The 12,891-nt window shown below is 64.9% G+C and carries 11 protein-coding genes; all 11 read right to left on the bottom strand.

Annotation, left to right across the window (positions count from 1 at the left end; genetic code table 11):
- Positions 1-123: UDP-3-O-acyl-N-acetylglucosamine deacetylase (locus tag FJ471_RS22215; RefSeq protein ID WP_181179644.1), on the bottom strand; the 123-nt coding region annotated here is incomplete at its 3' end.
- A gap of 400 nt (positions 124-523) precedes the next feature.
- Complete coding sequence (gene ftsZ, locus FJ471_RS22220) at positions 524-2,185, bottom strand: cell division protein FtsZ (RefSeq protein WP_140806887.1); 1,662 nt, start codon at positions 2,183-2,185, stop codon at positions 524-526.
- Positions 2,186-2,252: 67 nt separating this feature from the next.
- Positions 2,253-3,560: a cell division protein FtsA gene (gene ftsA, locus FJ471_RS22225; protein WP_140806888.1), complete on the bottom strand. Its 1,308-nt coding sequence runs from the start codon at positions 3,558-3,560 to the stop codon at positions 2,253-2,255.
- Positions 3,557-4,501, bottom strand: a complete 945-nt coding sequence (locus FJ471_RS22230) for a cell division protein FtsQ/DivIB (RefSeq protein WP_140806889.1) — start codon at positions 4,499-4,501, stop codon at positions 3,557-3,559. The genes ftsA and FJ471_RS22230 overlap by 4 nt, the downstream gene beginning before the upstream one ends.
- On the bottom strand, positions 4,489-5,415 hold the full coding sequence (locus FJ471_RS22235; protein ID WP_140806890.1) for a D-alanine--D-alanine ligase: 927 nt from the start codon (positions 5,413-5,415) through the stop codon (positions 4,489-4,491). Before FJ471_RS22235 ends, FJ471_RS22230 begins: the two co-directional genes overlap by 13 nt.
- A 313-nt stretch (positions 5,416-5,728) precedes the next feature.
- Positions 5,729-6,694 (bottom strand): UDP-N-acetylmuramate dehydrogenase, encoded by a 966-nt coding sequence (gene murB / locus FJ471_RS22240; RefSeq protein ID WP_140806891.1) that lies wholly within the window; start codon positions 6,692-6,694, stop codon positions 5,729-5,731.
- Positions 6,691-8,097, bottom strand: coding sequence for a UDP-N-acetylmuramate--L-alanine ligase (gene murC / locus FJ471_RS22245; protein WP_140806892.1), 1,407 nt, complete (start codon positions 8,095-8,097; stop codon positions 6,691-6,693). The genes murB and murC overlap by 4 nt, the downstream gene beginning before the upstream one ends.
- Entirely contained in the window at positions 8,094-9,218 is a 1,125-nt protein-coding gene (murG, locus tag FJ471_RS22250; protein WP_140806893.1) for an undecaprenyldiphospho-muramoylpentapeptide beta-N-acetylglucosaminyltransferase, read from the bottom strand. Before murG ends, murC begins: the two co-directional genes overlap by 4 nt.
- A gap of 6 nt (positions 9,219-9,224) precedes the next feature.
- Positions 9,225-10,376: a putative lipid II flippase FtsW gene (gene ftsW, locus FJ471_RS22255; protein WP_140806894.1), complete on the bottom strand. Its 1,152-nt coding sequence runs from the start codon at positions 10,374-10,376 to the stop codon at positions 9,225-9,227.
- Entirely contained in the window at positions 10,376-11,779 is a 1,404-nt protein-coding gene (gene murD / locus FJ471_RS22260) for a UDP-N-acetylmuramoyl-L-alanine--D-glutamate ligase (RefSeq protein ID WP_140806895.1), read from the bottom strand. Before murD ends, ftsW begins: the two co-directional genes overlap by 1 nt.
- Before the next feature lie 11 nt (positions 11,780-11,790).
- A complete protein-coding gene (gene mraY / locus FJ471_RS22265) occupies positions 11,791-12,873 on the bottom strand; it encodes a phospho-N-acetylmuramoyl-pentapeptide-transferase (protein ID WP_140806896.1) in 1,083 nt (360 codons plus the stop codon).
- Positions 12,874-12,891: the final 18 nt, after the last annotated feature.

A 12,891-nucleotide genomic window follows, 5' to 3' on the forward strand; every position in this document is an offset into this window, starting at 1 on the left:
GCCCGTATCGGCGTCCGCCGGCAGGAAATGAACTGTGACGGTCTTGCCGCTATGGACGCCGATGCCAGCCAGCGTCGCGCGCGATTTCACTGTCGTCTGATAGTCGTGCAAGAGTAACCCCATACGCCCAAAATGCCTGCGTCCGCTCCATCGGCCCTGGGTATCTTGCAGCCAGGGTGTTGGTCTGGCGCTCGCACAAAGGCGGCAAAATAAGCAAGAGCATGCGGCTCTGGTATGGTCGGCAGGCAGGGCTACTCCCCGAATCCCAGCTAACCGACTTTAGTCCGTCGCGAAGATAATGGCCCGCCCTGGAGACTCCAAATCACGGTTTCTTACCCCGTGTAACCACGGAAACCTGTCAAAGATAGCTCATAAGCCATTGTTATTAATGAATATTACAAAAGCAACAGGCAGACGATTTCTCGTCTGCCTGTTAACAACCGTTATATATCGTTAACGATCAGCGGCATGCTGTATCGCGATCAGCGGCACGCCGTATCGGCGATCGGCGCCGCCGTGTCGATCAGTTGGCCTGGCGGCGCAGGAAAGCCGGAATTTCCAGCTGGTCGTCTTCCTGAACCGTGCGGGCCTGCGGCGTCAGCCGGCCCTGGTCGTCGAGCTGGCCGCGGCGCGGCGCGTAGAGCTGCGGATCCTGGCTGGCGAGACGGCGCATTTCCGGCGCGGCCTGGCGCAGCTTCGGCTCGCGCGGCTGCGCCGGCTGGAGCCGGGCCGGCTCTTCCTCGCGGCGGGTCAGGCCGTTGGTCAGCCGCTTGATCAGCCCCATCGGACCGCTGTTCTCATGATCCGCGGGCCGGGTCTTGGCTTCGACTTCAGCCCTTACCACCGGCGGAAAGTCTTCCACCCGCGGCATACGCTGCGGCGCCTGGGCCACCGGCTGCGGCATCTCGCGCTGCGGCGCGGGCTGCTGCATGACCTGCTGCGGCACCACTGGTTGCGGCTGCGGCTGCGCCGGCGGGGCCTGGAAGATCTTGCTCTGCGGCCGGAAGTCGTCGACCGGCACGGCGCGCGGCTGCGCCATGGCGGCCGCGTTTGCCTCGGCAAGCTGGATCGCCTCGGCGACCGGATCGACCGCGCGCGGCTCGTAGGCCTGCGGCTGGACCGGAGCGGGGCGGATTTCAGCGACCGGAGCCGCCGCCGGACGGGCGGCCGGCTTCTGCGGCGCGCGGATCGAGATCGGCGCGGCCGCGATTTCGGCCGCCGACTTGTCGATGCCGGTGGCGACGACCGACACCCGGATCACGCCTTCCAGTTCCTCGTCGAAGGTTGCGCCCAGGATGATGTTGGCGTCCTGGTCGACCTCCTCGCGGATGCGGGTCGCGGCCTCGTCCACCTCGAACAGCGTGAGGTCGCGGCCGCCGGTGATCGAGATCAGCAGGCCCTTGGCGCCCTTCATCGAGGTCTCGTCGAGCAGCGGGTTGGCGATAGCGGCTTCCGCCGCGGCCATCGCGCGGCCCTCGCCCGAAGCCTCGCCGGTGCCCATCATGGCCTTGCCCATCTCGCGCATCACCGAACGCACGTCGGCGAAGTCGAGATTGATCAGGCCTTCCTTGACCATCAGGTCGGTGATGCAGGCGACGCCCGAGTAGAGCACCTGGTCGGCCATGGCGAAGGCGTCGGCGAAGGTGGTCTTGTCATTGGCCAGCCGAAACAGGTTCTGGTTGGGGATGACGATCAGGGTGTCGACGCATTTCTGCAGTTCCTCGATGCCCATATCGGCCGTCTTCATGCGGCGCTGGCCTTCGAAATGGAACGGCTTGGTGACGACGCCGACCGTGAGGATGCCCTTCTCGCGCGCCGCGCGGGCAACGACCGGAGCAGCGCCCGTGCCGGTGCCGCCGCCCATGCCGGCGGTGACGAAGCACATATGGGTGTTGGACAGATGATCGATGATCTCGTCGATGCACTCTTCCGCCGCCGCGCGGCCGACTTCCGGCTGCGAGCCGGCGCCGAGACCTTCGGTGACGTGCGCGCCGAGCTGGATCAACCGCTCGGCCTTCGACATGGTCAGCGCCTGCGCGTCGGTGTTGGCCACCACGAACTCGACGCCGCGCAGGCCGGCTGTGATCATGTTGTTCACGGCATTGCCGCCGCCGCCGCCGACACCGAACACGGTGATGCGGGGCTTAAGCTCGGTGATGTCCGGCTTTTGCAGATTGATGGTCATTGTCTCCGTCCTTTGCCTTTCCCGCCGCCTCGCCGCTGCGGCCGCCTATGGGGCTGTCCCCGTCAAATTAAAAACTGTCTCTCAACCACTGACTCATGCGATGCAGTTTTCCGCCCGTTCCGGTCATCCTGAAACCGGAAAGTCCTTTCGCAGAATGGCTCTCGAAGCTCGCCATCTGCGGATAGATCATCAGTCCGACCGGGGTCGAGAATGCCGGTCCCTTGGCCGCTTCCGGCAGACCCGCGACGCCCAGCGGCCGGCCGATGCGCACATTGCGCCCGAGAATGCGGCGCGCCGCTTCCGGCAGGCCGGCCAGTTGGCTGGCGCCGCCGGTGAGCACGACGCGTTTGCCGACGGCATTGCCGTAGCCGGACTTGTTCAGCCGGTCGCGCAGAAGCTCCAGCGTCTCGTCGATGCGGGCGCGGATGATGCGCGTCATCACCGAACGCGGGATCTGCAGCGGCACGTCGCCCTCCTCGCCGATCGGCTGGATCGAGACGAGGTCGCGGTCGTCGGCGCTGCCGGGCAGCGCCGAGCCATGCATGACCTTCAGCCGCTCCGCGGCATCGAGCGAGGTCGACAGGCCCTTGGCCATGTCGAGCGTCACATGGTTGCCGCCGATGGCGATGGCGTCGCCATGGACGAACTTGCCTTCCGAGAAGACCGAGATGGTCGTCGTGCCGCCGCCCATGTCGATACAGGCGGCGCCCATTTCGAGCTCATCGTCGACCAGCGAGGCAAGCCCGCTGGCATAGGGCGTCGCCACCATGCGTTCGACCGACAGATGCGAGCGGTTGATGCAAAGCTCGAGATTGCGCATCGGCGCGGCATCGCCCGTCAGCACGTGCATGTCGACGCCAAGCGCATCGCCCACCATGCCGCGCGGATCGCGCATGCCGCGCTCGCCGTCGAGCGAGAAGCCGACGGGCAGCGAATGGATCACCTCGCGCTCGGCCCTCAACGCCTGCTTGGCGCCGGCGGCGAGCACGCGCTTGATGTCGACTTCCTCGACCTGATGACCACCGAGATTGATGGTCGCCGAGAAGGCTTCGCTCTTCAGCCGGCCCGCCGTCATGTTGACGATGAGGGAATCGACCGTGAGCCCGGCCATGCGCTCGGCCGCATCGACGGCAAGCCGGATGGCATGCTCGGCGCGATCGAGATCGACCACCACGCCGGACTTCACGCCCTGCGACTTCTGGTGACCGATGCCGATTACCTGGATGCGATGCGAACGTCCGCGCAGGAGCTTGCCGTCCTCGTTCGGCTTGAGCTTCGCCACCACGCAGCAAACCTTGCTGGAGCCGACATCGAGCACCGTGAGCGTGCCCGACCGGCGCGAGGAAGCATCGGTACTGCCGCCAAGCCAGTTCATATCTTTGTCCCCGCCTTGCGCTTGGCCAGGCTCTTCGGCTTGTCGCTGAGCGCGGCTTCGCGCTGCGTCGCGGCTTCCGGCGAAAGCTCCACGACCAGCCGATCGGGGAGCCGCATATCGACGGCGGCGATGTCGCGCGTCAAAAGCCCGTTGTCATGATCGATCTTGATGAGCTCGGCGATCGCCTGGTCCTCGTCGTCTTCCGGCAGCTTGATCGTGATGCCGTTCTCAAGCTTCAGGTCCCAGCGGCGCTCGCCGACACGGATGTAACCTTTGACCCGCGCCGCGAGCTCGGGGTAGCGCTCGATCTTGGCGAGAAAGGCTGGCGCCATCGCCGGCGCGCCGGCACCGATGATCAGCGGGAGCAACGCCTGCTTGCCGCCCGAGAACGGAGCGATCACCTCGCCCGACCGCTCGATGACCGAAACCGAAGTGCCCTGCTGCCAAAGCGCGAAGGGCTGACGCTCCTCGATGCGAACTTCCAGCGTATGCGGATAGATCTTGCGGACCGCCGCACCCTCGACCCAGGGCAGCGTCGCGATGCGCTCGCGGGCCGATTCGGCGTCGAAGCCGATCAGCGAGGTCCAACCGTCGAGGCCGAGCCGGTCGAGCACGTCGATTTCGGACGTCTGGCGGTTGCCGACCACCTTGATCTGGTCGACGGCAAAGCCGGTGCGCGCCGTCACACCCTGCACGATGCTGTCGCTGTAGCCGCCGAGATAGGCGCCGTAGGCGCTGCTGGATGCGATCAGCGCGGCGGATAGGATCACCGCCGAAAAGCGCGGCGCCTCATATTCGCCGCCGCACAGGCGCGCCAGTACGCGCATCGGCCGGCGAAACTGACGCGGCAATACGAAACGGTCGAATGACAGAGACATGCCGAACAGCGCGAAACCAGCCGCGCCACCGCCATTACCCTGTCCCCACCTCAACGCAGACACGAAGCGTCCTCCACCATCCAACTCAACAAATCGCCGAACGAGTGCCCCGCTTGCGCGGCGATTTCAGGCACCAGAGACGTCGGCGTCATGCCCGGCTGAGTGTTGACCTCGAGCCAGACAACCTCGCCGTTTTCGGAGTGACGGTCGTCGTAACGGAAGTCCGATCGGGAAACGCCCCGGCAACCAATGGCAAGATGAGCCTTGAGGGCCAGTGTCTGTATTTTTTGGTAAATATTCGGTGAAATTTTAGCAGGGATTTCGTGTTTTGATCCGCCGGGAACGTATTTTGAATCGTAATCGTAGAAGGAATGTCCGGTCGGGATGATCTCGCAGACGCCGAGCGCCACGTCGCCCATCACGGCGCAGGTCAATTCGCGCCCATGGATGTAGCGCTCGACCATGACGATCTCGCCATACCGCCATTCGGTAGAGCCGATCACCTGCGGCGGATGCGACTGCCCCTCATGCACGATGACCACGCCGAAGCTCGATCCCTCACTGACCGGTTTGACCACATAAGGCGGCTTCATCGGATGCTTGTTCTGGATGGCGAAGCGGTTGACGACTTTCGATTCCGCGACCGGGATGCCGGCCGCTTTGGCAACCTTCTTGGCCTGCTCCTTGTTCATGGCCAGCGCCGAAGCGAGCACGCCCGAATGGGTGTAGGCAATTGCGAGATATTCGAGAATTCCCTGGATGGTGCCGTCCTCGCCGAACGGACCGTGCAGCGCATTGAAAGCGACGTCAGGCTTGAGCTCGGCAAGGACAGCCCCGACATCGCGCGAAACATCGACACGGGTGACCTGATAGCCTTCATTCTCGAGCGCATCCGCACACGCCTTCCCCGAGGACAGAGACACGGGCCGCTCCGAGGAGAATCCACCGAGGAGGACAGCCACATGCTTCTTCTTCATTCCCGTCATCCCCTCTCACGCCGGGCCTGCAACCGATATTCCCGCACCGCATTTCCAAGCATTGAGTCCGAGTCTTCCGGCAGGTTGCCCCCCCAGACGGAAAACGCGACTTAACGCGTCGAACGACTCAAATCAGGAAACGCTTTAGAGCAGAGAATCAGAGAGTTGATTCGCTGGCAAGTGCCTATGATTCCGAGAGATTCACTTTCCGCGAAAACAGCCGCAAAAAGTGAATTGTGAGTCTTTGAAGCAACGGTTTTGCGGCCATTTCAGATCGCTGGAAGGTCAAGCATCACATGAACTTCAGCCTGAGCTAAAGGAGCTGGCCGAGGAACTCCTGCACCGCATGGCCGGGGCGGAAATTGCCGAGGCGCTTGATCTCCCAGTGCAGCCGGATGCCGGAATTCTCGAGCACCCGCGCCCGCACCGTCTCGCCGAGATATTCGAGGTCGTAGCCGGTCGCCGTGCCGGTGTTGATCATGAAGTTGCAATGCATCGGCGACATCTGCGCGCCGCCGATCATCAACCCGCGACAGCCGGCCTTGTCGATCTCCTTCCAGGCCGAGGTGCCTTCCGGATTCTTGAAGGTCGAGCCGCCGGTTTTTTCGCGGATCGGCTGCACCGTCTCGCGGTGGTTCTGCACGGCATCCATCGCCGCCTTGATCGCCGCCTTGTCCTCCAAGATGCCTTCGAAGACCGCCGAAGTGAAGATCAGGCCGACAGGAGCGGACGAATGGCGATAGCCATAGCCCATATCGGCATTGCTGAGCGTATGGAGATTGCCCTTGCGGTCGAGCGCCCTCACCTCGACGACCCGCTCGCGGGTCTCGACGCCATTGGCGCCGGCATTCATGCGCAGCGCGCCGCCGATGGCGCCGGGAATGCCATGGTAGAAATGGAAGCCGCCGATGCCGGCCTCATAGGCCACGGCGGCGACACGTTTGTCCGGCGTTGCGGCGCCTGCCTTGATCGTGGTCGGCCCGGTGGCCTCGGCCTCGCCAAAGCCCTTGGCCGAGAGCCTGACGACGAAACCGGGAATGCCGCCGTCGCGCACGAGAAGGTTGGAGCCAACGCCGACCACCATGACCGGTATCTCTTCAGGCACCGCGCGCAGGAAGGCCGCGAGATCTTCCTCGTCGGCCGGCTGGAACAGCGTCTCGGCGAGGCCGCCGGCCCGGAACCAGGTGATCTTGTCCATCTCCGCGTTCGGCGTGATGCGGCCGCGCAGGCCGGAAAGCTTGTCGCCCAACTTGTCGATGAGATCCTGGCCGCGCATCATGAGGGCGTCCCACCAAGTTCCTTGGGCAGCGCGTAGGCCCACTGCGTGATGTTGCCGGCGCCGAGGAAGACGACGAAATCGCCAGGCTTGGCGAGCTCGCGAATGGCAGGCGCGATCGCCGCCGCGCCATCGATATAGCGCGCGTCGCGGTGGCCGCCAGAGCGGATGCGCGACACCAGCGCGTCGGAAGTCACGCCTTCGATAGGTTCCTCGCCGGCCGCATAGACCGGGGCCACCATCACCGTGTCGGCGTCGTTGAAGCAGACCGAGAATTCCTCGAAGAGGTCGTGCAGGCGGGTGAAGCGATGCGGCTGCGCGATGGCGATCACCCGCCCCTTCGTCGCGCTGCGCGCGGCCTTCAGCACCGCTGCGATCTCGACCGGATGGTGGCCGTAGTCGTCGAACACCTCGACGCCGTTCCACGAGCCGGTACGGGTGAAGCGCCGCTTGACGCCGGCGAAGGACGACAGGCCCTTCTTGATCGCCTCGGCCGAGAGGCCAAGCTCATGCGCGACCGCGATCGCCGCCGTCGCGTTGGAGACGTTGTGCCGGCCGGGCATCGGCAGGCGCAGATCCTTGATCGTCGAGGTACCGCGCCCCTTGCGGTCGCGGATCACCACATCGAATTCGGAGATTGCGCCCTGCATGCGGTGGTTGGAGAAGCGCACATCGGCCTGCGCGTTCTCGCCATAGGTGATGACGCGCCGGTCCTCGATGCGGCCGACCAGAGCCTGCACTTCCGGATGGTCGGTGCACATCACGCCGAAACCGTAGAACGGCACGTTCTCGACGAACTGGCGGAAGGCCTCGCGCACCTTGTCGAAGCTGCCATAATGGTCGAGGTGCTCGGGATCGATGTTGGTGACGACGGCGATGTCGGCCGGCAATTTCAGGAACGTGCCGTCGCTCTCATCGGCTTCGACCACCATCCACTCGCCATCGCCCATGCGCGCATTGGTGCCGTAGGCATTGATGATGCCGCCATTGATGACGGTCGGGTCGAGCCCGCCGGCCTCGAGCAGCGTCGCCACCATCGAAGTGGTCGTCGTCTTGCCATGCGTGCCGCCGATGGCGACGGCCTGGCGGAAACGCATCAGCTCGGCCAGCATCTCGGCCCGACGGACGATCGGCAGCAGCTTTTCGCGCGCGGCTTTCAGTTCCGGGTTGGACTTCTTGATGGCGGTCGAAACGACCACGACTTCGGCGTCGCCGAGATTCTCGGCCCTGTGGCCGACGAAGCATTCGATGCCCTTGTCGCGCAGCCGCTGCACATTGGCGCCGTCGGCCTGGTCGGACCCCTGCACCTTGTAGCCGAGATTGTGCAGCACCTCGGCGATGCCGCTCATGCCGATGCCGCCGATGCCGATGAAATGCACGAGGCCGATTGTCTGCGGCATCTTCATGCGCGCGTCCTCCTATAGTCCGAAACCGTTTTGCCGGACGCAATAGCCTCTGTCAGATCGGCGAGCAACCGCGCCGCGTTCGGTTTCCCGGCCGAGCGGGCGGCTGCGGCCATGGTCGCCAGCCGGTTCGGGTCCTTGATCAGCCCGCCGACCAGCTCGGCGATCCGTTCCGCCGACAGCGTGGACTGCGGATGAAGCTCGGCCCCGCCGGCGGCTGCGAGCGCGGCGGCATTCGCCGCCTGGTCGTGATCGAGCGCATGCGGATAAGGCACCAGCAGCGCCGGCCGGCCGATGACGGCGATCTCCGAAACCGTCGAAGCGCCGGAGCGCGACATCACCAGATGCGCCGTCGCGATGCGCGCCGCCATGTCGGTGAAGAAGGGCGAAACCTGGACGTCGACGCGGAGGTCGGCATAGGCGGCCTTCACCCGCGCCACATCCTCGGCGCGCGCCTGCTGGGTGATCGCCAGCCGCTTGCGTAGCTCTTCGGGCAGCAGCGCGACCGCCGCTGGAACGGCATCGGAAAAGAACTGCGCGCCCTGGCTGCCGCCGAACACCAGGAAGCGGAACGGTTCGCCTTCGTTCGATGCGACATACGGCGTCTTCGCCGCTTCGAGCACCTGCGGCCGGACCGGATTGCCGGTGGTCACCGTCTTTGCGCCGTCAGCGCTGGCGCCCTCCGGCAGGAAGCCGCCGGCGATCGCGTCGACGCGGCTGGCAAGCGCCTTGTTGGCGCGGCCCATGACGGCGTTCTGCTCATGGATCAGCGTCGGCACTCTTCGCCTTGTCGCCGCATAGAGCGGCGGCAGCGTCGGATAGCCACCGAAGCCGACGACCGCCTCCGGCTTGATCCTGGCGATCACCCCGCCGGCCTGCCGCACGCCCTGCCAGATCTTCCAGAAGGCCGAGAGCACGGCGACGGGATTCTTCGATCCCAGCGTGGCCGAGGGGATCGTGTGGATATCGGCCGCCGGGAAATGGCCGGAATAGCGCTCGGCGCGATGGTCGGTGGCAAGATGCACCTTCCAGCCGCGTTCGATCAGTTCATGCGCCAGCGCCTCGGCCGGAAACAGATGTCCGCCCGTTCCACCGGCCGCAAGCAGGATGACACCCTTCGCCATCCTGCCTCATTCCGCCGGCATTGCGCGCTGCGAAAGGACGAAGCCCATCTGCTTGCGCTTTTCCGGACGCTTGCGCGTCAATGCGAGCACCATGCCCATCGAGACGGCGATGGCGATCTGCGAGGAGCCGCCATAGGAGATGAAGGGCAGCGTCATGCCCTTGGCGGGCATCAATTGCAGGTTCACGCACATGTTGATGGCCGATTGCAGGCCGAAGACGGTGACCAGTCCACCGACGGCGTAGCGGGTGAAATCGTCATGCTCCTTGAGCGCGATGTTCAAGCCGCGCAGCACGATGAAGGCGAAGATCGACATGATGAAGAAGCACATGATCAGCCCGAACTCTTCGCCCGCGACCGAGAAGACGAAATCGGTATGAGCATCCGGAACAATGCGCTTGACGGTTCCCTCACCGGGCCCAACACCGAACCAGCTGCCGTTGATCAGCGCCTCGCGGCCCATGTCGACCTGAAATGTATCGCCTTCGCCGGTCAGGAACTTGTCGATGCGCAGGGCAACGTGCGGGAACACCGAATAGGCGGCGAACAGGCCGCTTGCCCCGACGGCGCCGAGAGCGACGATCCATAGCCACGGCAGACCGGCCATGAAGAACATGACGCCCCAGGTGCCCGTCACCAGCATGGTCTGGCCGAGGTCGGGCTGCGCCACCAGGAGCGAGATGACCAGCGCAAGCAAGAGCATGGCGAACAGATTGCCCGGAATGTCGGGCTGACGCCTGTGCTCGGCAAAGAGCCATGCGCAGATGATGACGAAGGCGGGTTTCAGGAATTCGGACGGCTGGATGGAAAGCCCGGCGAGCGACACCCAGCGGCGCGCGCCCTTCACCTCGACGCCGATGTAGAGCACCGCCACCATCAGCACCAGCATGATGCAGAGCATCACCAGCGACATGCGCCTGATCTGCCGCGCCTGCAGGAAGGAGACCGCGAGCATGACGATGAGCGCCGGGATGGTGAAGATGACCTGTCTGGTGGCGAAGTGAAAACTGTCGAGGCCGATGCGCTCGGCCACCGCGGGGCTTGCGGCGAAGGACAAGACGATGCCCAGCCCCATCAGCGACAGGAACGCGGCCAGGAACCAGCGATCGATCGTCCACCACCACGTGGCGACAGGACTTTTGTCGAGACGGCTTTGCATCAACGTGGCCCTCCGATGGGTTTCACACCATCAATAGCAGTCGCAGCTTGCCTGAAGGCTTCGCCGCGAACTTCGAAATTCTTGAACTGGTCGAAACTGGCGCAGGCCGGCGACAGCAGCACCACGGCCTCGCCGCCGGTGTCGCGGGCCGCGTCATGGGCGGCATGCTCGACCGCCGCCGCAAGCGTTCCGGATATTTCGTAAGGCACCGTCTCGCCGAGCGTCGCGGCAAAGGCGGGCGCCGCCTCGCCGATCAGATAGGCCTTGGCGATGCGCGGGAAGAAGCCGCGCAGCGGCTCGATGCCGCCTTCCTTGGGCAAGCCGCCGGCGATCCAGTAGATACGATTGGCGAAGCTCGACAGCGCGGGCGCCGCCGCATCGGCATTGGTCGCCTTGGAATCGTTGACGAACAGCACATGGTCCTTGCGGCCGACCTGCTCCATGCGGTGCGCCAGCCCGGGGAAGCTTTCAAGCCCGGCCTGGATCTCGCCAAGCTCGAGCCCGACCTTGAGGCAAGCGACGACGGCCGCCAGCGCGTTCTGCGCATTGTGCTGGCCGCGCAGCGAGCCGATGCCTTCGAGGAAGGCGACGCGGCTGTATCGGCCATGCACGGCTTCCATCAGATTGGCGCCGTCGGCGAAATAGCCGTCGGTCAAAGGCAGGCGCTTGGAAATGCGGATCACCTGCCGCCCAGCCCGCTCCAGCCGGTCCGCGATCTGGGCGCCCCAGGAATCGTCGACGCCGACGATCGCGGTGTCGCTGCCCGCAACCAGCCTTTCCTTGATCGAGGCGTAATGCGCCATGGTGCCGTGCCGGTCGAGATGGTCGGGCGTCAGGTTGAGCAGGATGCCGGCGGTCGGGTTGATCGAGGGCGCGAGATCGATCTGGTAGGACGAGCACTCGACCACATAGTGCCGTTGAGACTCGGGCGGATCGAGCGTCATGATGGCGCGGCCGATATTGCCGCCCATCTGCGTGTCGCGGCCCGCCGACTTCAGGATATGCGCCGTCAGCGCCGTCGTCGTCGACTTGCCGTTGGTGCCGGTGATCGCGATGAAGGGCGCTGCCGGCGCGCGGCTGATGCGCTCGCGGCAGAACAGCTCGATATCGCCGATCACCTCGACGCCGGCGCCGCGCGCCAACTCCACCGTCCAATGCGGCTTCGGATGCGTCAGCGGCACCCCTGGCGACAGCACGAAGGCTGAGAAGAGCGGCCAGTCGGCGGCGCGCAGATCGCCGGTCGCAATCCCCGCGGCGGCCGCCTTGGCGACGCTGTCTGGATTGTCGTCCCAGGCCAGCACCTCGGCGCCCCCCGCGATCAGCGCATGCGCGGTGGCGATCCCCGAGCCGCCAAGCCCGAAGAGCGAAACGCGTTTGCCTGAAAAGGAAGCGGCGGGGATCAAACGGGGGCGTCCTATCTCAGCTTGAGGGTGGAGAGGCCGACCAGCGCCAGGATGACGGCAATGATCCAGAAGCGGATCACCACCTGGCTTTCGGTCCAGCCGAGCTTTTCGAAATGGTGATGGATCGGCGCCATCAGGAAGACGCGCTTGCCGGTCATCTTGAAATAGCCGACCTGGATGATGACCGACAGGATCTCGACCACGAACAGGCCGCCGACGATGACCAGCACGATCTCGTGCTTGGTGGCGACCGCGATGGTGCCGATGAGGCCGCCCATCGCCAGCGAGCCAGTGTCGCCCATGAAGATCGCGGCCGGCGGCGCGTTGAACCAGAGAAAGCCGAGGCCGGCGCCGATCACCGCGCCGAGCACCACGGCGAGCTCGCCGGTCCCGGGAACGAAGTGGATCTGCAGATATTCGGCGAACACCGCGTTGCCCGAAAGATAGGCGATGACGCCGAAGGACGCCGCCGCGATCATGATCGGCACGATCGCCAGGCCGTCGAGACCGTCGGTCAGGTTCACCGCGTTGCCCGCGCCGACGATGACGAAGCAGGAGAACGGGATGAAGAACCAGCCGAGATTGACCAGGAATTCCTTGGCGAAGGGGAAGGTCAGCGACGACGAGAACGGCGCCTGGCCGTTATGCATGATCACCCACGCCGCGATGGCGGCGATGACGAACTCGATCGCCAGCCTCGCCTTGCCGGAAAAGCCCAGATGCGACTGCTTGGTGACCTTGAGATAATCGTCGTAGAAGCCGATCGAGCCGAAGCCGACGGTGACCAAAAGCACCACCCAGACATAGATGCTGGATAGGTTCGCCCATAGCACCGACGACCCGATGATGCCGGACAGGATCATCAGCCCGCCCATGGTCGGCGTTCCGGCCTTCTTGAAATGGGTCTGCGGGCCGTCGGCGCGGATCGGCTGGCCCTTGCCTTGCCGCAGGCGCAGCGAATTGATGATCGTCGGCCCGAAGATGAAGACGATCAGCGCCGAGGTGATCAGCGCGCCGCCGGTGCGAAAAGTGATGTAGCGGAAGACGTTGAAGAACGAGATCTTGTCCGCGAAATCGACGAGCAGTGTGAACATGGTCCTTCCGTCCCCCGG

This window comes from Mesorhizobium sp. B2-7-1 (assembly GCF_006440735.1).
Classification (GTDB): domain Bacteria; phylum Pseudomonadota; class Alphaproteobacteria; order Rhizobiales; family Rhizobiaceae; genus Mesorhizobium.